The sequence below is a fragment of the Burkholderia sp. YHN3-13 genome, from assembly GCF_055810675.1.
The window spans coordinates 167179-187775 of record NZ_JBVVNQ010000009.1; the positions used below are offsets into that span (position 1 = coordinate 167179).

15 protein-coding genes are annotated in these 20597 nt (G+C 69.3%); 5 read left to right on the plus strand and 10 right to left on the minus strand.

The features are described 5' to 3' along the window. Window position 1: 1 nt before the first annotated feature. The 4 genes from AC0KUR_RS21225 to AC0KUR_RS21240 form a co-directional block, all read right to left on the minus strand. A complete protein-coding gene (locus AC0KUR_RS21225) occupies window positions 2-1489 on the minus strand; it encodes an efflux transporter outer membrane subunit (protein ID WP_156444729.1) in 1488 nt (495 codons plus the stop codon). 17 nt (window positions 1490-1506) lie between these two features. Then, complete coding sequence (locus AC0KUR_RS21230; RefSeq protein ID WP_059556485.1) at window positions 1507-2736, minus strand: efflux RND transporter periplasmic adaptor subunit; 1230 nt, start codon at window positions 2734-2736, stop codon at window positions 1507-1509. A 37-nt stretch (window positions 2737-2773) separates the two neighbouring features. Beyond that, on the minus strand, window positions 2774-5941 hold the full coding sequence (locus AC0KUR_RS21235; protein ID WP_473376390.1) for an efflux RND transporter permease subunit: 3168 nt from the start codon (window positions 5939-5941) through the stop codon (window positions 2774-2776). Window positions 5942-6127: 186 nt separating this feature from the next. Next, complete coding sequence (locus tag AC0KUR_RS21240) at window positions 6128-6871, minus strand: Crp/Fnr family transcriptional regulator (protein WP_059556486.1); 744 nt, start codon at window positions 6869-6871, stop codon at window positions 6128-6130. A 168-nt stretch (window positions 6872-7039) separates the two neighbouring features. On the opposite strand from AC0KUR_RS21240, the gene AC0KUR_RS21245 reads away from it, so the two are divergent. Continuing rightward, window positions 7040-8692 carry an acyl-CoA synthetase gene (locus AC0KUR_RS21245; RefSeq protein WP_049030310.1) on the plus strand — a complete coding sequence of 551 codons (1653 nt, stop codon included), beginning with the start codon at window positions 7040-7042 and terminating at the stop codon, window positions 8690-8692. A 37-nt stretch (window positions 8693-8729) separates the two neighbouring features. Here AC0KUR_RS21245 and AC0KUR_RS21250 read toward each other — a convergent pair whose 3' ends face one another. From AC0KUR_RS21250 to AC0KUR_RS21265, 4 genes are all read right to left on the minus strand, one after another. Next, window positions 8730-10712 (minus strand): methyl-accepting chemotaxis protein, encoded by a 1983-nt coding sequence (locus AC0KUR_RS21250; protein ID WP_473376391.1) that lies wholly within the window; start codon window positions 10710-10712, stop codon window positions 8730-8732. Window positions 10713-10873: 161 nt separating this feature from the next. Next, the gene (locus AC0KUR_RS21255; RefSeq protein ID WP_049031149.1) at window positions 10874-11305 is read right to left on the minus strand and encodes a YqaA family protein; all 432 of its coding nucleotides are present in this window, start codon (window positions 11303-11305) and stop codon (window positions 10874-10876) included. Between the two features lie 61 nt (window positions 11306-11366). Then, on the minus strand, window positions 11367-12542 hold the full coding sequence (gene kch, locus AC0KUR_RS21260) for a voltage-gated potassium channel protein (protein WP_049031150.1): 1176 nt from the start codon (window positions 12540-12542) through the stop codon (window positions 11367-11369). 121 nt (window positions 12543-12663) lie between these two features. After that, window positions 12664-13320 carry a LysE family translocator gene (locus tag AC0KUR_RS21265; protein WP_473376392.1) on the minus strand — a complete coding sequence of 219 codons (657 nt, stop codon included), beginning with the start codon at window positions 13318-13320 and terminating at the stop codon, window positions 12664-12666. Between the two features lie 285 nt (window positions 13321-13605). Here AC0KUR_RS21265 and AC0KUR_RS21270 point away from each other — a divergent pair, with 285 nt between their 5' ends. Next, the gene (locus AC0KUR_RS21270) at window positions 13606-14088 is read left to right on the plus strand and encodes an Lrp/AsnC family transcriptional regulator (protein ID WP_034191471.1); all 483 of its coding nucleotides are present in this window, start codon (window positions 13606-13608) and stop codon (window positions 14086-14088) included. A 320-nt stretch (window positions 14089-14408) separates the two neighbouring features. Here the strand turns inward: AC0KUR_RS21270 and AC0KUR_RS21275 are convergent, their stop codons facing one another. Beyond that, a complete protein-coding gene (locus AC0KUR_RS21275) occupies window positions 14409-14552 on the minus strand; it encodes a hypothetical protein (protein WP_167361898.1) in 144 nt (47 codons plus the stop codon). 232 nt (window positions 14553-14784) lie between these two features. Then, the gene (locus AC0KUR_RS21280) at window positions 14785-16443 is read right to left on the minus strand and encodes an IclR family transcriptional regulator (protein WP_069705338.1); all 1659 of its coding nucleotides are present in this window, start codon (window positions 16441-16443) and stop codon (window positions 14785-14787) included. 176 nt (window positions 16444-16619) lie between these two features. Here AC0KUR_RS21280 and AC0KUR_RS21285 point away from each other — a divergent pair, with 176 nt between their 5' ends. The 3 genes from AC0KUR_RS21285 (at window position 16620) to AC0KUR_RS21295 (ending at window position 20553) form a co-directional block, all read left to right on the plus strand. Continuing rightward, complete coding sequence (locus AC0KUR_RS21285) at window positions 16620-17579, plus strand: MBL fold metallo-hydrolase (RefSeq protein ID WP_006482658.1); 960 nt, start codon at window positions 16620-16622, stop codon at window positions 17577-17579. 179 nt (window positions 17580-17758) lie between these two features. Continuing rightward, a complete protein-coding gene (locus tag AC0KUR_RS21290) occupies window positions 17759-19105 on the plus strand; it encodes an MFS transporter (protein ID WP_473376393.1) in 1347 nt (448 codons plus the stop codon). A gap of 86 nt (window positions 19106-19191) precedes the next feature. Beyond that, complete coding sequence (locus AC0KUR_RS21295) at window positions 19192-20553, plus strand: MFS transporter (RefSeq protein WP_473376394.1); 1362 nt, start codon at window positions 19192-19194, stop codon at window positions 20551-20553. The last annotated feature ends 44 nt before the right edge of the window (window positions 20554-20597 follow it).

Consider the following 20597-nt stretch of genomic DNA (forward strand, 5'->3'; position numbering starts at 1 on the left):
CCTAATCGGGTTGAGGGCCGACGCTCGCGGCGCGCGGCGGGGCCGCGGCCGCGACGTCGGACGGCGCGGCGCCGTCCCAGCCGCCGCCGAGCGCCTTCGCGAGAAACACGACGAGCGCCGCGCGCTGGCCCTGGATCTGCACGGCCTGGCGCTCGCTCGTCAGGAGTTGCTGCTGGGCCGTCAGCACGTCGATGAACGGCGTCAGGCCGCCCGCGTAGCGGTCCTGCGCGAGCGACACGAGCTTGCGCGCGTCGTCGACGGCCGCCGATGCCTGCTGCGCGGCGTCGGCGAGCACCGACAGGCCCGTGACCGCATTTTGCACCTCCTGGAACGCGGTGAGCACGGTTTGCCGGTAGCTGGCCTGCGCGGCGACGTAGCCGGCCTGCGCGAAATCGACGCCGGCCTTCAGCCTGCCGCCTTCGAACAGCGGCTGGCTGAGCGACCCGCCGACCGACCACAGCAGCGCCGGCACGGTGAACAGGCCCGCGAACCGCGTCGCGTCCCAGCCGATGTCCGGCGACAGCGTGATGCGCGGGAAATACGCGGCGCGCGCGACGCCGATCTGCGCGTTCGCGGCGGCCATCGCGCGCTCGGCCGACGCGACGTCGGGCCGCCGCTGCAGCAGGTCGCTCGGCATGCCGGTCGGCAGCGCGGGCGCGTTGATCGGCACCACGCGCGGGGGCAGCGAGAAGGCGGGGGCCGGCGTGCCGACCAGCGTCGCGATCGCGGTTTCGACCTGCGCGCGCTGCTGGATCAGCAACTGCGCCTGCGTGCGCGTCGCGTCGAGCTGCGCGCGCTGCTGCAGCAGATCGAGACCCGACACCGCGCCGAGGTCGTGGCGCGCGCTCACGTAGTCGAGCGCCTTCTGCTGCAGGTCGATCGACCGCTTGACGACGTCGATCTCGGTATCGAGCTCGCGCAGCGCGAAATAGCTCGACGCGAGATCGGCGCTCAGCACGAGGCGCGCGTTCGCGAAATCGTCGCGCGCCTGCTCGGTGGTTGCCTGCGCCGATTCGACGCTGCGCCGCACGCGGCCGAACAGGTCGAGTTCGTAGCTGACGGCCGCGCCGACCTGGACGTCGTTCTGCACGGTCGACATGCTTTGCGTCGCGTAATTGGTCTGCGGGCGGTCGCCGGAGATCTTGAAGCGCTGGCCGCTCGCGGTCAGGCCGACGGCCGGATATTGCGCGGACGCGACCGACGCGAGCGTCGCTTTCGCCTGGTCGTAGCGCGCGGCCACGGCCTTCAGGTTCTGGTTGTTGCGCAGCGCGTCGGTTTCGAGTGCGTCGAGTTGCGGATCGCCGAACGCGGTCCACCACGCGGGGTCGAGCGGCGCGCGGGCCGGCGCGGCCGGGTGCCAGTACGCGTCGGCCGGGTCGAGCCGCCATGCGGCCGGCGTGTCGACGGCCGGGCGCTGGTAGTCGGGGCCGACCGTGCAGCCGGCGAGGACGGTTGCCGCCGCGACGGCGGCGAGCGCCGCGGGCCGCATGCGTGCGCGCAACGCGATCACGACTTTGCTCCCGCGACGGAAGAAGCGGGCTGCGCGGCCGGTGCCTGCACGACGACCTTGTCGCCGTTCGCGAGCGCGTCGCTCGGGTTCGCGACGAGGCGGTCGTTCGGCGTGAGCGGGCCGTCGACTTCGAGCGTCTGGCCGATCGTGCGCACGACCGTCACCTGCTTCAGGTGGACCTGGCCGTTCGCATCGACGGTCGCGACCGTCGGGCCTTCGCCGCGGAACAGCAGCGTATTGGCCGGCACCTGCAGGCGGCCGATCGGCGTCATCGGCAGCGTGGCCTGCACGTACGCGCCGGGCAGCAGCCGCCCGTCGGGGTTCGGCAGCGTGATCTCGATCTGCAGCGAGCGCGTCGCGACGTCGATCGCCTCGGACGTGCGCGTGATCGTGCCGTCGAAGGTCCGGCCCGGCAGCTCGGCCTGCGCGACGCTCACGTGCTGGCCGACCTTCACCTGCTGCGCGTAGGCCTGCGGCACCTGGACGTACAGGCGCAGCCGGTCGGCCTGCACGACCGTGAACAGCGCACGGCCCGCGTTGCCGGAACTGACGAGATCGCCGACGTCGACGTTGCGCTGCGTGACGATCCCGTCGATCGGCGCGGCGATCCGCTGGAAACCCTTCAGCTCGGTGAGCCGGCGCATGTTCGCATCGGCCGCGGCGAGGTTCGCGGTGCCCTGGTTGAACGCGCCTTGCCGGTCGTCGAGTTCCTGCTGCGACACGGCATCGCGCTGGCGCAGCTGCTGCGCGCGGTCGAACGACGTCTTCGCGAGCGCGAGCGCGGCCTGCGCCTGCTGGCGTTGCGCGGTGGCCTGCGCGAGTTCCTGGTTCAACTCGGGCGTGTCGAGTTCGGCGAGCGTTTGCCCCTGCTTCACGTGCGTGCCGATGTCGGCCTGCCAGCGCAGCACGTAGCCGCTCGCCCGCGCATAGATCGGCGCCTCGACGAAGCCGCGCAGCGTGCCGGGCAGCGTCAGCTTGCCGCCGGTGGCCGCGTCGACCGGGTGCACGACGGTCACGTACTGGCGCGTGTTCTGCTCGGCGACAGCGTCGAGCCGGTGGCCGTTCAGCACGTTGACGACGATCGTCCGCGCGGCGCCGGCGGCCAGCAGCACGCCGATCACGATCAGGACGATGCGCCCGCGCCGCGACACCGACGTGCGCGTCGGCAGATGCATGCCGTGTTCGTCCACCTGGATGCCGACGGCGCTGTGATGTTTCTCTTCCATGAATTCAACCAATTCAACCGGGTAGGGGGGACGAAAGTCAGTGTCCGGCCTGACGCGCACGGCGGCGGGCCAGCCGCGCATGCACGCCGCCGAACACGAGCGGCACGAACAGCAACGTCGAAACGGTCGCGAACAGCAGTCCGCCGATCACCGCGCGGCCGAGCGGCGCGTTCTGCTCGGCGCCTTCGCCGAGACCGAGCGCCATCGGCACCATCCCGATGATCATCGCGAGCGCCGTCATCAGCACCGGCCGGATCCGCGTCGCGCCGGCCTCCAGCGCGGCCGTGAGCGGCGGCGCGCCGGCCGCGAGGCGCTGGCGCGCGAACGACACGACCAGGATGCTGTTCGCGGTCGCGACGCCGACCGTCATGATCGCGCCGGTCAGCGCGGGCACGCTCAGGTGCGTGCCGGTGATGAACAGCATCCACGCGATGCCGGCGAGCGCGGCCGGCATCGCGCTGATGATGATCAGCGGGTCGAGCCACGACTGGAAGTTGACGACGATCAGCAGGTAGACGAGCACGATCGCCATCGCGACGCCCGCGCCGAGGCCGAGATACGACGTGCGCATCGTCTCGATCTGGCCGCGCATCGTCAGGTCGGTGCCGCGCGGCAGCGTCGCGCGCGCATCCGCCACGATGCGGTCGATCTCGCCCGCGACCGCGCCGAGGTCGCGGCCCTCGACGCTCACGTACACGTCGATCGCGGGGCGGATGTTGTAGTGCGTGATCACGGCCGGGTTCGCGGTGCTGCGCACCTGCACGAGGTTGCCGAGCAACTGCAGCGGCGTGCCCGTGCGGCCGCTCGCCGAGATCGGCGTGCCGAGCAGGTCGTCGACCGACGAGATGCTGTATTGCGGGGTCTGGATCTGCAGCGGGTACTGCACGCCGGTGCGCGGGTTGATCCAGAACGACGGCGTCGTCTGCGAACTGCCGGACAACGAGATCAGCATGTTCTGCGCGACGTTCTGCGCGGAGAGGTTGAGCTGCTGCATGCGCGTACGATCCATGTCGGCCAGCAGGGTCGGTTCGTCGTTGCGTTGCAGCACGTGCACGTCGACGGCGCCGGGGATTTGCCTGAACTTTTTCATCAGGCTGCTCGCGATGGTCATGTTACTCGCGAGATCGTTGCCGAGCACCTGCACGTCGATCGCGGCCGGCTGACCGAAGTTGAGGATCTGCGTGATGATGTCCGACGGCTGGAAGAAGAACTCGACGCCCGGGAAGCGCTGGGGCAGCAGCGTGCGCAGCGTCTGCACGTAGTGCTGGGTCGCGCGGTGGCCCGGTTTCAGCGCGATCAGCAGCTCGCCGTCGAGCGTACCGATCGTGCCGGCGTTGCTGTACGACAGGTTGATGCCGCTCACCGGCAGGCCGAGGTTGTCGACGATCGCGCCGAGCTCGTCGGCCGGCACGGTTTCGCGGATCACGCGCTCGACCTGGTCGGCGAGGCGCGCGGTTTCCTCGATCCGGTAGCCGGTCGGCGCGCGCATGTGCAGGCGGATGTTGCCGGAATCGGCGTTCGGGAAGAAGTCGCGCCCGAGCACGAAAACCAGGCCCGTCGACAGCACGCAGAAGCCGAGGAAGCACATCACGTAGAAGCGGCGGCGCACCAGCAGGATGCTCAGCAGCACGATGTACCACGCACGCAGCCGCTCGAACGCGCGATTGAACGCGTGATGGATGCGCGCGAAGCGCGACGTCGAATGGTCGGGGCCGGTGCCCGCCTGCTGCGGGCGGAACAGCAGCATCGCGAGCGTCGGCACCAGCGTGCGCGACAGCACGTACGACGCGAGCATCGCGAACACGACGGCTTCGGCGAGCGGCACGAACAGGAAGCGCGCGACGCCCGTCAGGAAGAACATCGGCACGAACACGATGCAGATGCACAGCGTCGACACGAACGCGGGCACCGCGATCTCGCCCGCGCCTTCGAGGATCGCGTCGTGCAGGTTGGTGCCGAGATGCAGGTGCCGCTCGATGTTCTCGATCGTGACGGTCGCGTCGTCGACGAGAATGCCGACCGCGAGCGCGAGCCCGCCGAGCGTCATGATGTTGATGGTCTCGCCGAGCGCGGACAGCGCGATCAGCGACGTGAAGATCGACAGCGGGATCGAGATCGCGATGATCAGCGTGCTGCGCCAGTTGCCGAGGAACAGCAGGATCATCATCGCGGTCAGCACGGCGGCGATCAGCGCCTCGTGGATCACGCCCTGGACGGCCGCGTTGACGAACACCGACTGGTCGAACAACGGCGTGATCGTGAGCCCTTCGGGCAGCGTCGGGATCACCTTCGGCAGCAGCGCCTTCAGGTCCGACACGACCTTCAGCGTGGACGCGTCGCCGCTTTTCAGGATCGAGATGAGCACGCCGCGCTGGCCGTTCTGCCGCACGACGTTGGTCTGCGGCGCGAAGCCGTCGCGCACCGCCGCGACCTCGCGCAGGTAGGTCGTCGCGCCGTTGACGGTCTGGATCGGCAGGTTGCTGATGTCGGCGACGGTGTCGGCCGACGCGTTCGTGTCGATCCGGTATTCGGTCGGGCCCATCTTCGCGGTGCCGGTCGGCAGCACGAGGTTCTGCGCGTTCACCGCGTTGACGATGTCGGCCGGCGTCAGGCCTTTCGCCTGCAGCGCCTGCGGATCGAGGTCGATCGCGACCACGCGCGTGCGGCCGCCGTACGGGAACGGGATCTGCACGCCGGGCACCGTGATCAGCTGCGGGCGCAGGAAGTTGAGCGCGATGTCGGCGAGCGACTGTTCGCTGAGCGTCTTGCTCGACAGCCCGAGCTGGATCACCGGGATGCTCGACGCCGAATAGGTGATCACGAGCGGCGGCGTCGCCCCCTGCGGCATCTGTCGCACGATCGCCTGCGCGGAGGACACCGTCTGCGCGATCGCCGTCTGCACGTTGGCGCCCGGCTGCAGGAACACCTTTACGACGGCGATGCCGGGCAGCGACGTCGATTCGACGTGCTGGATGTTGTTGACGGTCGTCGTCAGGATCCGTTCATGGACGGACGTGATCCGGTTGGTCATCTCCGTCGCGGAGAAGCCGCTGTAATTCCAGATGACGCTGATCACGGGGATGTTGATCGCGGGCAGCACGTCGACCGGTGTGCGCATCAGCGCCAGCGGGGTGGCCAGCACGATCATGATGGCCATGACGATGAACGTGTAGGGGCGCCTGAGCGCGAGATTGACGATCCACATGGAGGCGGCGGGACAGGCGGTGATCAGGCGTCGGTGAAGGGAACCCGAATGATAGGCGTCGGCGTGGAACGGGTTACTGTCGCGAAACTGGCGGAACTGTCAGGTTGGGGCGGGCGGGTGGTCGGCCGATTCCGCAGACGGAAGGCATGCGTCGCGATGGCGGCGGTTTCGCCGATCGTGCCGCGTTCACAGCTGCTCCATCCCGAAGCGCGCGAGCGCGCGCAGATCGACGACCTCGATCTGGTTGTACGCGAGCCGCAACGCGCCGAGCTTCTCGAGCTGCTGCAGCGCCTGGTTGATCCGTTGCCGCGACACGCCGACGAGCATCCCCAGTTCCTCCTGCGAGATCGACAGCGACGGGCCGGTGTCCGGATACAGGTCGGGGTTGAACAGCTGCGCGAGCGCCTGCGCGACGCGCGCGTCGACGTCGAGCAGCCGGCTGTTCTGGATCGACGCGATGAATTCGCCCATCCGGTTGTTCAGCTGATGAATCACGAAGCGCGTGAACGGCAGGCTGGTATCGAGCAGCGCGTGGAAGGTGTCGACCGGCACGAACAGCACGGTCGAGCGCTGGATCGCGACGACCTCGTACTTGCGCAGCTCTCGCTTGATCACGCTGCCTTCGCCGAACCAGCCGCCCGACGGCACGCCGGAAAACGTGCAGCCGCGCCCCGACACGTTGAAGATCGCGAGCTTCAGCAGCCCCTGGTGCACGCCGATCCAGTATTCGGACGGCGCGAGCCGGCGCGCGATCACGTCGCCGGCCTCGCATTGCTCGACGTGCGACTGCGCGAGCACGAGCGCCTGGTGCTCGGGCGCGAGCGTGCGGAACCACGCGCACTGGCCGAACAGCGTCGCCAGGGCGGGCAGCGGGCCCGGTTCGGGAAGCGGGTCGGCCGCGTCGGGCGGCGCTACGGGGTGATCGTGCATGGGTGCGGGTTTGCGAGGATAGGGATAACGCGCAGCGCTCGAAAGGCACTCTGTCGTTTCGATGACAGACGGCTCACAATAACGCCCGTTAGGCTGTCGGCAATTGAACCACATCAAAACGATCCGGGGTGCATGCACGCCGGTCGGCAGAATACGGGAGACAGGATCATGACGCAGATGTTCGAGGCCGGACTCGGCCGCCGCGACGCCAATTACGTGCCGCTCACCCCGATCGACTTCCTGGTCCGGACGGCCGAAGTCTACGGCGAGCGCGTGGCGATCGTGCACGGCGACGTGCGGCGCACGTGGGGCGAGACCTACACGCGTGCGAAGCAACTCGCGAGCGCGCTTGCGCGGGCCGGCGTCGAGCGCGGCGACACGGTCGCGGCGATGCTGCCGAACATCCCGGCGATGGTCGAGGCGCACTTCGGCGTGCCGATGGCCGGCGCGGTGCTCAACACGATCAACACGCGCCTCGACGTGCCGTCGGTGCTGTTCATGCTTCGTCACGGCGAGGCGAAGGTGCTGATCGTCGACACCGAGTACGCGGAGTTCGCGCATCGCGCGGCGCTCGAGGTGCCGGGCCTGAAGATCGTCAGCGTGGCCGACGCGATGCCGGCCGATCCCGAGCGGTTCGCGGGCGCGACCGACTACGAGGCGTTCGTGGCCGGCGGCGATGCCGACTACGCGTGGACGCCGCCCGCCGACGAGTGGGACGCGATCGCGCTGAACTACACGTCCGGCACGACCGGCGACCCGAAGGGCGTCGTCTACCATCACCGCGGCGCGTATCTCGCGGCGGTCAGCAACCTCCTCGAATGGGACATGCCGAAGCACGCGGTGTATCTGTGGACGCTGCCGATGTTCCACTGCAACGGCTGGTGCTTCCCGTGGGCGGTCGCCGCGCGCGCGGGCGTGAACGTGTGCCTGCGCAGGTTCGACGCGAAGACCGTGTTCGACCTGATCCGCCGCGAGCGCGTCACGCATTACTGCGGCGCGCCGATCGTGCAGAGCGCGATCGCGAACGCGCCGGCGGAATTCCGCGCCGGAATCGACCACACGGTGCACGCGATGGTCGCGGGTGCGGCGCCCGCGCCGGCCGTGATCGCGAAGATGAAGGAGATCGGCTTCGACCTGCTGCACGTGTACGGGCTGACCGAGGTCTACGGCCCGGCGACCGTCTGCGCGAAGCAGGCGCACTGGGACGAACTGCCCGACGAGGACCGCGCCCGGCTCAACGCGCGCCAGGGCGTGCGCTACCACCTCGAGGCGGGCGCGACGGTGCTCGATCCCGACACGATGACGCCGGTGCCGGCCGACGGCGAGACGCTCGGCGAGATCATGTTCCGCGGCAACATCTGCATGAAGGGCTACCTGAAGAACCCGAAGGCGACCGACGAGGCGTTCCACGGCGGCTGGTTCCATACGGGCGATCTCGCGGTGCTGATGCCGGACGGTTATATCCGGATCAAGGATCGCAAGAAGGACATCATCATCTCGGGCGGCGAGAACATCTCGAGCATCGAGGTCGAGGACGCGCTGTACCGCCATCCGGCCGTCGCCGTCGCGGCGGTCGTCGCGATGCCCGACCCGAAATGGGGCGAGGTGCCGTGCGCGTTCGTCGAGCTGCGCGAAGGCGCGAGCGCCACCGAGGCGGAGATCGTCGCGCATTGCCGGCAACTGCTGGCGGGCTTCAAGGTGCCGAAGGCCGTGCGCTTCGGCGAGCTGCCGAAGACGTCGACCGGCAAGATCCAGAAGTTCCAGCTGCGCAACGCGGTCGGCTCGGACAAGGCGATCGACCTGGCGGGCGACAAGAAGTAGGCGCGGCGCCGGGCCCCGGCCGATCATCCGGCGTCCGTCACGCGTCGCGTTCGAGCCGGAACACGCTGACCGCGTCCGACAGCTGCGCGGCCTGTTCGCGCAGCGCGACGGCCGCGCGCTCGGCGTCCGAGATCAGCATCGCGTTCTGCTGCGTCGCGTCGCCGATCTGCGTGACGGCGAGGTTGACCTGCTCGATGCCGGTCGATTGCTCGCGCGACGCGGCGCTGATCTCGCCGATCAGCGTGCGGACCTGGTCGACCCGCGCGACGATCTCGCGCATCGTGCCGCGCGCGGCGTCCGCGATCCGGTAACCCTGTTCGACCGTCGTCGACGATTCGGCGCTCAGCGCGTCGATCTCCTTGACGGCGGCCGCGCTGCGCTGCGCAAGCGCGCGCACCTCGGCCGCGACCACCGCGAACCCCTTGCCGTGCTCGCCCGCACGGGCGGCCTCGACGGCCGCGTTCAGCGCGAGGATGTTGGTCTGGAACGCGATGCCTTCGATCGTACCGGTGATCTCGGCGATCCGGCGCGTCGCGCGGCCGATGTCGTCCATCGTCGCGGCCACGCGCTGCACCGCGGCGTCGCCGTTCGTCGCGGCGGCCGACGCGTCCGCGACCAGCATGTTGGCTTGCGCCGCATGCTCGGCGCTCTGCTGCACGGCGGCGGTGATTTGTTCCATGCTGGCGGCCGTCTGTTCGACGCTGCTCGCCTGCGTCGCGATCCGCGCGGCGATGTCGCCGCTGCCGGCTGCGATGCCGACCGTGCCGTGCGCGATGTCGGCCGAGCTGTTGCGTACCTGCGCGACGATCCGCGCGAGGCCGTCGCCGATGCCGTCGACCGCCTGCACGAGCCGGCCGATCTCGTCGTTGCCGGCGCTGCCGCGCGCGTGCGCGCCGTCGCGGATGCGCACGCTGAGATCGCCCGCCGCGTAGCGCTCGGAGGCGCGGGCGGCGGCTTCCAGCGGCCGGCTCACGACACGCCGCACGACGATCACGAACAGCGTCGCGAACGCCGCGACGAGCACCGCGCCGATCATCAGGAAGCGGTTGCGGGTGGCGCGCATGGCGGCGAGCAGTTCGTCGTCGAGCGCGATGCCGCCGACGAGCCACTGCCACTGCGGAATCGTCGTGAACGACACGAATTTCGCGGTCGGGCCGCTGTCGTGCGCGGCCAGGTCGGTCGACGTGTACGCGAGCCGCCCCTGGCCGGCCGCGAGCATCCGCGCATACGGCGCACGCGTGTCGTCGGCGGGTTGGCCGGCCGCATCGGGATGCACGACGAAGGTGCCGCGCGACGGGCCCTGCGACGCATCGAGCACGAAGTAGTAGCCGTTGTCGCCGATCTTCAGCGAGCGGATGCCGTCTTCGACGAGCTTGAGTTCGTTGCCGATGTCGAGGCCGACGAACAGCGCGCCGATCACGCGGCCGCTCGCGTCGGTCACCGGCTTGTACTGCGTGATGTACGGCCGGCCGAACAGTCTCGCGAGGCCGGTATAGCTGCGCCCGGCGACCAGCGGCGCATACGCGGGCCCGGCGCGGTCGAGCCGGGTGCCGACGGCGCGCGCGCCGTCCTGCTTCTTCAGCGACGTCGTGATGCGCACGAAATCGTCGCCGTCGCGCGCGAAGATCGTCGCGATCGCGCCGCTTTTCTTCAGGAACTGGTCGGGAATCGCGTAGTCGAGGTCGAGCGGCTGGCCGCCCGCGAGGAGGGTCGGCGCGGCGACGCCGCCGATGTCGACCGTGCGGGCCGCGTCGAGCGAGAAATCGGCCGGCAGGAAGCTCGCGAACAGCGTCATCGAGCGGTTCGCTTCGGCGGTCAGGGCCTTGTCGAACAGGTCGACCATCGCGCGGATCGACTGCTCCTTGTCGGCGATCCGCAGATGGGCTTCTTCAGCGAGCTGCTGGCCGGCGAAATGAGCGAGCGTCCACGCGAACACGGTAAACAGCAGGGCGACGAGCACGCACGCCAGCGCGGCCAGACGCGCGCCGACGCTCACCCGGCCCAATGGGGTCGATCTCATGAAACATCCTGAGTGGGGAGAGTGAGAGGGGCGGAACGCACGCGTCACCGCAGTCCGTAAGGAAAACGGCAGATTCGGCGAAATCTTTAGCGGGACGAAGCCGGCGGCGCCGCGAACGGGCGTTGCCGGAGGTCGGTGGCGCGCGTCGGCCGGTCAGCGGGTCAGTGCGTCACGAGCCACGCGACGGCCAGGTAGCGGCCGACTTTCGCGATCGTCACGATGACGAGAAAGGTCGGCAGCGGCTCGCGCAGCACGCCGGCGATCATCGTCAGCGGATCGCCGATGACCGGCGCCCAGCTGAGCAGCAGCGACCAGCGGCCGTAGCGCCCGTACCAGCGCTCGGCGCGCGCGAGCGCGGACGGCTTGACCGGAAACCAGCGGCGGTCGCGGAAGTGCTCGATGCCGCGCCCGAGCGCCCAGTTGATCGCCGAGCCGGCGACGTTGCCGATGCTCGCGACGAGCACCAGCGCCCACACGGGTTCGCGCCCGGCGAGCAGCAGGCCCGCGAGCACGGCTTCGGACTGGAGCGGGAACAGGGTCGCGGCGACCATCGACACGGCGAACAGGCCGCCGTAAGTGAGCAATTCGGACATCGCGCGATTGTACCGGCCGAATGCCGGCCGGCCCGGATCAGGCGATCACGGGCGCACGGTGCTAGGTGGCGCCGGCCGTGCCGAACAGCAGGTGCGAGATCAACGACTTGTCGACCGGTTCGTCGTTGAGCGTGCTGGCGAGCAGTTCGCCCGCGAGTTGCTGCGGCGAGAACACCATGTCGGGTTTCAGCAGGCGCAGCCGTTCGAGGTTGCGCTGCTGGTTCACGAGCGCGACCGTTCGCACCGTCGGCGCGATCTCGCGGATCGCGAGGATGACGAACGCGTTTTCGGCGTCGTCGGAGCGCAGCGCGAGCACGGCACGCGCGGTCGCCGCGCCGGCGCTTTCCAGCACCGCATGATCGGCCGCGTCGCCGACGATCAGGTCGGTCGAGGCCGCGTAGTTGTGCTCGACGCCGGCCGGCACGACGACGGTCACCGCGTAGCCGCGCTTGCGCAGCCCGTCGTGTACCGCGTGCGCAACCGGCGTCGCGCCGACGATCAGGAAATGATGCTTGCGGATCACGTTCGACAGGCCTCCCTTGACGATCCGTTTCAGATTGCCGCCGATCACGGGGCCGACGACCGCGCTGATCGATGTCGCGAACACGGTGATGCCGAGCACGATCACCGAGGCGGTGAACAGCCGCGCGGTCGGCGCGTGCGGGACGATGTCGCCGTAGCCGACCGTCGACATCGACACGATCGAGAAATAGACGGCGGTGGCGAGATCGTGGACGGGCGGCGTGAATTCGTCGCCGAGGTACAGCACGCCGAAGGTCGCGTAGATCAGCAGCGACACGATGCTCAGCAACGCGAACAGGCTGCTCGCGGCGATGCTCGCGCGGTCGAAGTGCCGCCAGTAATAGAGCAGCGCGACGACCAGCACGGCCGTGTAGACGAACACCGCGTGGCTGCGATAGCCGCCGAGCATGCTGATCGCGGCGGCCGCGACCAGCAGCACGATCGACAGCACCCACGCGACGCGGGCGCGCAGCACGATGCCGATGGCCATCGTCGCGAGGCCGGCCGCGACGACGACTTGCGGCAGCACGACGAGCCCCGCGGTGTCGACGAGGTTCAGCGCATCGGCGAGCCATGCGTGATGCAGGCCGAGCCGCGCATGCTCGACGACGGGGCGCAGCACCATCAACGCATCGAGCGCGAGAAGGAGGGCGAGATACCAGTGCAGGCCGATCGGCGCGAACAGGCGCCGCAGGCGGGTAGTGACGTGCTTCATTCAGTCGCCCGGCGGCCCGGGCATGTCCAACGAACCAGCCGCTACCCTAAAGCATTCGGCGAGCGGCTGCTTTTTCGCGGGGCTCGACGGCGACCGCGACGAAGCCGGCAGACCGGACCGTTCAGTTCCACCCGACCATGATCGCGCCCATTCCGACGAGCAGCCCGCCCGTCACGCGGTTCATCGCGCGCATCCGCGCCGGCCGCTGCAGCGCGCGGCTCAGCCGGTGCGAGAACAGCGCCATCGACGCGACGCCGCCCGCGAACAGCAACGCGAACGTCGTCGCGAGCAGCAGGAATTGAAGGTTCAGGCTCCAGTCGGCATTCGGGCTGATGAACTGCGGAAAGAACGACGGAAAGAACAGCAGCGTTTTCGGATTCAGGCCGGAGGTCGCGACGCCGCGCCAGAACAGCGCGCGGTCGGTGTCGATGTCCCGCCGGGCGATTGCGGCTCCGGCCGCGGCATCGGTGGACGGAGCGGATGCGTTGGCCGGCGCCCGGCTGAGCCATTGTCTGGCGCCGAGCCACACGAGATACGCGGCGCCGGCCCAGCGCAGCGCGGTCAAGGCATGCGCGCTGACATGCACCAGCGAATTCAGGCACAGCGCGGTCAGCGCGAGTTGCAGCAGCACCGCGAGCGTGCCGCCCCACACGCACGGCAGCGCGCGGCGCCAGCCGGCGCGCAGCGCCTGGTTCATCGTGAGCAGGTTGACGGGACCGGGGGCGTAGATCAGGACGACGGAAGCAGCGAGGAACGACAGATAAAGCTTGAACGACATGACGGGAGTGCAGGAACAGGGCCGCGGGCACCGGCCCCGCACGCGGTCGGATAGGCGTGCGGGCGGCGGGGAATCGCATGCCTGCGGCCCGGCACCGCAACTCGTGATTGCGGCCGTGCGTCCCGCTGCGAAGGGGTGGTCGCGGGGAGCGTGCCGGGCAGCAGGCATGGTGAAAATGTATCAAGCGGCCCGGTTAAAAGGCTTCCTGTTTTCCGGCTAAACGGGCCTGAAACCGGAATCCTGTTCAGCTAGAATGCTGATTTTAAGTAGAAGATTCTTTTCATCATGGCTACCCGCGAACGCACGCCGAGAACGCTCGACAACCAGGACCGCAAGATCCTGGGCGCATTGCAGAAAAACGCGCGCCTGTCGAACGCCGAACTCGCCGAACAGATCGGCATGTCGACCACCGCCTGCTGGAACCGCACGCGGCAACTCGAACTCGACGGCTACATCGACGGGTACGTCGCGCTGGTCAACCAGCGCATGCTCGGCTACGCGGACATCGTGATCCTCGAAGTCACGCTCGATCGCCACGAGGACGACGCGCTCGCGCGTTTCGGTTCGGAGCTGGCGGCGCTGCCGGAAGTGCTCGAGGCGTATCTGGTGTCCGGCGAGTACGACTACTGGATCAAGGTCGCGGTGGACGGCACGGCCGGCTACGAGCGCTTCCTGCGCGAAAAGCTGTACCGGATTTCGAGCATCCGCCACAGCCGCTCGATGTTCGCGCTGCGCTGCATGAAGGACGTGCCTTCGATCCAGGTGTGATGGGGTGCGGAGGGCGGCCGTCGTTGAAACGACGGCGCGTGCGGCTGCGGGCGGGGCGCGGAGAAAACCGCCAAAGGGCCGACAGGCAACGCTTGCCGGCAGAGTCGGCAGGCGAGCGCGGAAAACGGATGAATCTTCCGGCGGCGGCGGTCCGGCGCAATCGTGCGCCGGCTATCGGCCTTGAAGCGGCCTCGAGATGACCTTCAAACGCTCGCGGCGCGGTGAGCTCGGCCGGCCGGCACGAGCCCGGCCTGTTTCCACGCCGGCACCGCCATGTTCCGATGCCCGACGCAGCGGCCGCTGGCGGCCGGTCGGCCTGCTCAGCGCGGCAGGCGCGCGTGTGCTTGCGCGATGATTTCGCAGTTCTCGAGGTGGAGCGCCCACGCTTCTGCAAGCAGCTCGCTCACACGTGCGAGCCAGCCGGTGGATTGGGTGGAACGGTTGGAGACGTTGGACGTTTGCATGGTGAAGCCCCGTATAGGTGGCGAGTTAGGGATAACCCTAATCATAGCGGAGCATCACCGCTTTGTGAAATGCGATTTCGTTATATGAGAATTCCTGACACTTTATGTTGCTGCCGCGCAACATGCATGTCTGACCGCGTTTGCGTCGCGGACAGGCGTGCCGAGGCCGTCCCGGCCAGGCTTCGCGGGAAGCGGGACAAGGGAAGGCGAGCGTAGGGGAAACGGGGCGCGATTACCGGCCGATCCACCCGAACCGCCAGGACAGTCGCCGCGTCGCGGCGAGCAGCGCCTGTGCGAGGTCGCTGTCCGGCCCGCGCGGGAAGCCGCGCGACGAGCCGATGATCGCGATCACGAGCCGGATGCTGCCGGTGTGATCGAACACGGGCGCGGCGACCGTGCCGATGCCCGGCACCGGCGCGTCGAATGCGAAATCGAGTTCGTCCGCGCGAATCGCCGCGAGCCGCGCACGGAATGCGGCGTCGTCCGGCGCGGTGCGGCTGCCCGCGAGGCGCACGGGCTCGTTGGCGAGCAGGTCGGCCAGCACGTCCTCGGACATGCCGGACGCGAAGATCCGGCCGATCGCCGTATTGACGAGCGACATCACGGTGCCGACCTGCAGGCTCACGTGCTGCGGCCGTGCCGATTCCTCGAGACGGATCACGGTCGGGCCGAGCGGGCCGAGCGTCGCGGCGGCGACGCTCATGTCGGTCGCGGCGGCCAGCGCGACGATCTCGGCTTCCGCGTCGCGCGTCGGCGACACGCGCTGCATCGCGATCAGGCCGAGCGCCTGCGCGAGCGGGCCGCCGTCGAAGCAGCCGGCGTCGTCGCGGCTCAGCAGGCCGATCTTCTGCAGGCTGACGAGATGGGGGAACGCCTTCGCGGCCGGCATGCCGGCTGCCGCCGCGAGATCGCGCAACGGCAGCGCGCGGCCCGCCGACACCAGCGCGAGCAGCAGGTCGCCGGTGCTGTCGAGCGCGTTGATCCCGCGTTGCGCCTTCGCGTCGTCGGCCAGTGCCGGCGGCACGCGAGCCGGGCCCGCTGCCGGCGCGGGCAGCGGTTCGGCCTGGTTCGCCCTTTCCGCGCCGAGCGACGCGGTGGCCTGCCGCGCTGCTTCGCGCAAGGCCGTCGCAATCGGGCCGTGCCAGTCGACATCGATCGACCCGCTCGAACCGATCACCGTCAACGCAAGCTGCAGACGCCCATGCGCGTCGAGGACGGGCACGCACATCGCGCTGACGCCGGGGCTCGGCCGGTCGATGCCGCGCTCGATGCCGCGTGCGCGGATCGCCTCGCGTTCGGCCTGCTGCACGTCCGCGTCCGGCGCCGGCTGCACGCCCTCGGCGCCCGCGAGCGTCTCGCCCGCGCCGGCCTGGCTCGCCGCCATCGCGTCGAGCTGCGCGGGTTCGCCGAATGCGCGGAACACGCGGCCGGTCGCCGTCGTGTCGAGCGACATCACCGAGCCGACGTGCAGGTTCACATGCAACGGATAACCACCGTGCTCGATGCGCACGATCGTCGGGCCGAGCGCGCCCGGCACCGACAGCGCGACGCTCAGGCCCACGGCTTCGGCGAGTCGCACCGCGTGCGGCAGCGTCGCGCGGTAGGCCGGCTGGCGCTCGATCGACATCAGCCCGAGCCGCAGCGACAGCGGGCCCGGCTCGTAGTTGCCGGTGATCGCGTCGCGCTTCACGAGCGCGAGCCGCGTCAGGCTGACGAGATAGGTATGCGCCTGCGCGGTCGACAAGTCGGCCGCCGCGGCCAGTTCCGACAGCCCGAGCGGCTTGCGCCGGCGCGCGAGCGCGTCGAGCAGCCGGCCGCCGACCTCGACACTCTGGATGCCGCGCTGCGCCTTGGGCGGCGCATCGTCCGCGCTGACTTCGTGGTTCTGCACGCGATGATTCTTCCTTGACGAAACCCCGCATGGTATCCGACGCCATTTATCGCGCCAGCCCGCAGGTTTACCCGTATTAGACAATAGCAAGCGACTTTGTCATTGACAAATATTCGATGCGGGAAGATGATCCGCTCACTCCCCTCAACACATGGCTCGCAGCCACGGAACGCAACATGGCCAAAGCATTCGCCTCCCAAGCCGATCTGGAAGAGAAGAAAGTCACCTGGACGAAGCTGTCCGAGAACGCCTACGCGTACACCGCCGAAGGCGACCCGAACTCGGGCGTGATCATCGGCGACGACAGCGTGCTGATCGTCGACACGACCGCGACGCCCGCGATGGCGCAGGACCTGATCGCGAAGATCCGCAGCGTGACCGACAAGCCGATCAAGCACGTGGTGCTGTCGCATTACCACGCGGTGCGCGTGCTCGGCGCGTCCGCGTATTTCGACGAAGGCGCGCAGCACGTGATCGCGAGCCGCGGCACGTACGAGATGATCGTCGAGCGCGGCGAGGCCGACATGAAGTCGGAGATCGAACGCTTCCCGCGCCTGTTCGCCGGCGTCGAGACGGTGCCGGGCCTGACCTGGCCGACGCTCGTGTTCGAGCGCGAGATCACGCTGTTCCTCGGCAAGCTCGAGGTGAAGATCATGCACGTCGGCTCGGGCCACACGAAGGGCGACACGATCGTCTGGCTGCCGTCGCAGAAGGTGCTGTTCTCGGGCGACCTCGTCGAGTACGACGCCGCGTGCTACTGCGGCGATGCGCAGCTCGAACAGTGGCCGGCCACGCTCGAGGCGCTGCGCGCGCTCGGCGCCGAGAAGCTCGTGCCGGGCCGCGGCCCCGCGCTGCTGAACCCGGCGGAGGTGAACAAGGGCCTCGACTACACGAAGGATTTCGTCACGACGCTGCTCGCGCAGGGCCGCAAGGCCGTCGAGCGCAATCTCGACCTGAAGGCGGCGATGGCGCTCACGCGCGAAGCGATGGACCCGAAGTTCGGCCACGTGTTCATCTACGAACACTGCCTGCCGTTCGACGTGTCGCGCGCCTTCGACGAAGCGAGCGGCATCGCGCATCCGCGCATCTGGACCGCGCAGCGCGACAAGGACATGTGGGCCGCGCTGCAGGACTGAGCGGCACACGACGGCGAGCGCTGACGTAGGCATCGCCGTTTCCCCGACGGTTGCGGCATCCGCGGCGGCAGTGCGCCGCGGTGCCGGCAGCCGGATCCGGTCTCACAAGAAAGCAGGGCGCACGCACGCCCTCGGAGACTGCCGCGCGCGCGAATCGCGCGGCCCGTTTGGAGAGAGACATGCCCCAATCGCTTCCCGCCGGAGCGACGCTCGCGCACGCGCATGCGCCGGCTTCGGTATCCGAATTCAGCGACGCGCAACTGTTCCGCAAGATCGCGTGGCGGATCGTCCCGTTCCTGTTCCTCTGCTACGTCGTGTCGTTTCTCGACCGCATCAACATCGGCTTCGCGCAGTTGCAGATGAAGCACGATCTCGGCTTCAGCGATGCGATGTACGGCCTCGGCGCCGCGGTGTTCTACGTCGGCTACGTATTCTGCGAAGTGCCGAGCAACATGCTGCTCGCGCGCTTCGGCGCGCGCCGCACGTTCATGCGGATCATGCTGCTGTGGGGTCTCGCGTCGACCGGGATGATGTTCGTGTCGCAGCCGTCGCACTTCTACGTGCTGCGCTTCCTGCTCGGCGTGTTCGAAGCCGGCTTCTTCCCCGGCATCGTGCTGTACCTGACCTACTGGTTCCCGGCGAACCGGCGCGCGGCGGCGATCTCGGTGTTCTTCGCGGGCGTCGCGGTGGCCGGCGTGCTCGGCGGCTTGCTGTCGGGCTGGATCATGCGCGACATGAGCGGCGTGCTCGGGCTGCACGGCTGGCAATGGATGTTCGCGATCGAAGGCGCGCCGGCGATCCTGCTCGCGTTCGCCGCGTTCACGTTCCTGGTCGACCGGCCGCAGGACGCCTCATGGCTCACGGCCGACGACAAGGCGCGCGTCGCCGCGCTGTGCGCCGAAGGCCGCGGGCACGGCGGCGCGCACGACGGGCGCAGCGTGATGGCCGCGCTCGCGAACCCGCGCGTGTACCTGTTCGCGTTCATCTATTTTTCGCTGACTTGCGCGTCGCTGACGCTCAACTTCTGGATGCCGCTGATGATCCGCGACTTCGGCGTGACCGATGTCGTCGCGGTGAGCCTCTACACGGTCGTGCCGAACGCGGTCGGCGCGGTCGGGCTGGTGCTGATCGCGCGCCGCTCGGACCGCACCGGCGAGCGCCGCAAGCACTTCGCGTGCTGCACGATCGGCGGCGGGCTCGCGCTCGCGGCGCTGACGCTGCACCTGCACAGCTTCGCGGCGATGCTCGCGTGCCTGTCGATCGCGGCGACGCTGATCTTCGCCGCGCTGCCGATCTTCTGGGCCGTACCGACCCGCTACCTGTCGGGCAACGCGGCCGCGGCCGGGATCGCGCTGATCAGCAGCCTCGGGATCACGAGCGGCATCGTTAGCCCGTGGGTGATCGGGATGATCCGCACGCGCACCGGCAGCATGGATCTCGCCGTGTACCTGCTCGCCGCACTGCTGGTGGCCAGCGGCGCCGCGCTCATGCTCGGCGTGAAGGGCGAAAGCGCGCCACGCGGCTGAGCACGTGACGACCGGTCGCGGCCCGCGGGCGGAGGCGGCCGGCGCTTCCTCTTCGCCCGCACCCGAATCCATCGAGGAGACGATCGATGTCAGCCCCTCTTCACGCGCACGCCGCACCGGCCGCCGCGTCCGCCGCCGGTTCGACGGATGCGGCCGACGACGATGCGCTGTACCGCCGTATCGGCCTGCGGATCGTGCCGTTCCTGTTCATCTGCTACATCGTGTCGATCCTCGATCGCAGCAACATCGGCTTCGCGCAGTTGCAGATGCGGCAGGATCTCGGCCTGACCGACGCGATGTACAGCCTCGGCGCGGTGCTGTTCTTCGTCGGCTACGTGCTGTTCGAGGTGCCGAGCAACGCGCTGCTGCGCCGCTTCGGCGCGCGCCGCACGTTCGCGCGGATCATGTGCCTGTGGGGCGCGGTGTCGGTCGCGATGATCACCGTCGACAGCGCCCGGCACTTCTACGTGCTGCGCTTCCTGCTCGGGCTGTTCGAGGCCGGGTTCTTTCCGGGCGTGGTGTTCTACCTGACGTACTGGTACCCGGCGCGGCGGCGCGCGTCGGTGCTGTCGATCTTCTACGCGGGCGTCGCGGTGGCCGGGATGGTCGGTGGGCTGCTGTCGGGCTGGCTCATGCGTGGGATGTCCGGCGTGATGGGGCTGCACGGCTGGCAATGGATGTTCGCGATCGAAGGCGCGCCCGCGATCCTGCTCGGCGTGGTCGCGTGGTTCTGGCTGTGCGACCGGCCGGAGCACGCGCGCTGGCTGTCCGACGCCGAGCGCGAGCGGCTCGCGGCGGACCTGGCCGCCGACCGCGCCCGCACGGGCGCGCCGGCGCCGCATTCGCTGCGGCAGGTGCTGGCCGAACCGCGCACGTACCTGTTCGCGTTCATCTACTTCTCGTTGACCACCGCGCTGCTGATGCTGCTGTTCTGGATGCCGCTGATGATCCGCGAATTCGGCATTCACGACGTCGTGCAGATCAGCCTGCTGTCGGTCGTGCCGAATGCGATCGGCGCGGCCGGCCTGATCGCGATCGCGCGGCGCTCGGACCGCAAGCGCGAACGGCGCCGCCACTTCGCCGCCTGTGCGTTCGGCGGCGCGGCGGCGCTCGCGCTGCTGACGCTGCACCTGCCGAGCATCGTCGCGATGATGGCGCTGCTGTCGATCGCGGCGACGCTGATCTTCGCCGCGCATCCGGTGTTCTGGGCCGTGCCGTCCGCGTATTTCTCGGGCGCCGGCGCGGCGGGCGGGATCGCGCTGATCAGCAGCATCGGCGTGTCGAGCGGGATGATCACGCCCTGGCTCGTCGGGCTGATCCGTACGCGAACCGGCAGCATGGATCCGGCGATGCTGATGATCGCGGCGCTGCTGGCCGCGTGCGCGATCGCGATGCTGCTGGGCGTGCGGCGCGGCGAGGCGGGTGTGCGGGCGGACGCCACGCCTTGACGGCGAGGCCGCGTGACCGGGCGGCGGCGGGATGCCGTCGTCCC

Bases quoted from the DNA above. Each gene is read 5' to 3' on its own strand.
- AC0KUR_RS21235 (WP_473376390.1), bottom strand. From the start codon at position 5,941: ATGTGGATCGTCAATCTCGCGCTCAGGCGCCCCTACACGTTCATCGTC.
- AC0KUR_RS21240 (WP_059556486.1), bottom strand. From the start codon at position 6,871: ATGCACGATCACCCCGTAGCGCCGCCCGACGCGGCCGACCCGCTTCCC.
- AC0KUR_RS21255 (WP_049031149.1), bottom strand. From the start codon at position 11,305: ATGTCCGAATTGCTCACTTACGGCGGCCTGTTCGCCGTGTCGATGGTC.
- AC0KUR_RS21285 (WP_006482658.1), top strand. From the start codon at position 16,620: ATGGCCAAAGCATTCGCCTCCCAAGCCGATCTGGAAGAGAAGAAAGTC.
- AC0KUR_RS21265 (WP_473376392.1), bottom strand. From the start codon at position 13,320: ATGTCGTTCAAGCTTTATCTGTCGTTCCTCGCTGCTTCCGTCGTCCTG.
- AC0KUR_RS21275 (WP_167361898.1), bottom strand. From the start codon at position 14,552: ATGCAAACGTCCAACGTCTCCAACCGTTCCACCCAATCCACCGGCTGG.
- AC0KUR_RS21225 (WP_156444729.1), bottom strand. From the start codon at position 1,489: ATGCGGCCCGCGGCGCTCGCCGCCGTCGCGGCGGCAACCGTCCTCGCC.
- AC0KUR_RS21230 (WP_059556485.1), bottom strand. From the start codon at position 2,736: ATGGAAGAGAAACATCACAGCGCCGTCGGCATCCAGGTGGACGAACAC.
- AC0KUR_RS21245 (WP_049030310.1), top strand. From the start codon at position 7,040: ATGACGCAGATGTTCGAGGCCGGACTCGGCCGCCGCGACGCCAATTAC.
- AC0KUR_RS21250 (WP_473376391.1), bottom strand. From the start codon at position 10,712: ATGAGATCGACCCCATTGGGCCGGGTGAGCGTCGGCGCGCGTCTGGCC.
- AC0KUR_RS21290 (WP_473376393.1), top strand. From the start codon at position 17,759: ATGCCCCAATCGCTTCCCGCCGGAGCGACGCTCGCGCACGCGCATGCG.
- kch (WP_049031150.1), bottom strand. From the start codon at position 12,542: ATGAAGCACGTCACTACCCGCCTGCGGCGCCTGTTCGCGCCGATCGGC.
- AC0KUR_RS21270 (WP_034191471.1), top strand. From the start codon at position 13,606: ATGGCTACCCGCGAACGCACGCCGAGAACGCTCGACAACCAGGACCGC.
- AC0KUR_RS21295 (WP_473376394.1), top strand. From the start codon at position 19,192: ATGTCAGCCCCTCTTCACGCGCACGCCGCACCGGCCGCCGCGTCCGCC.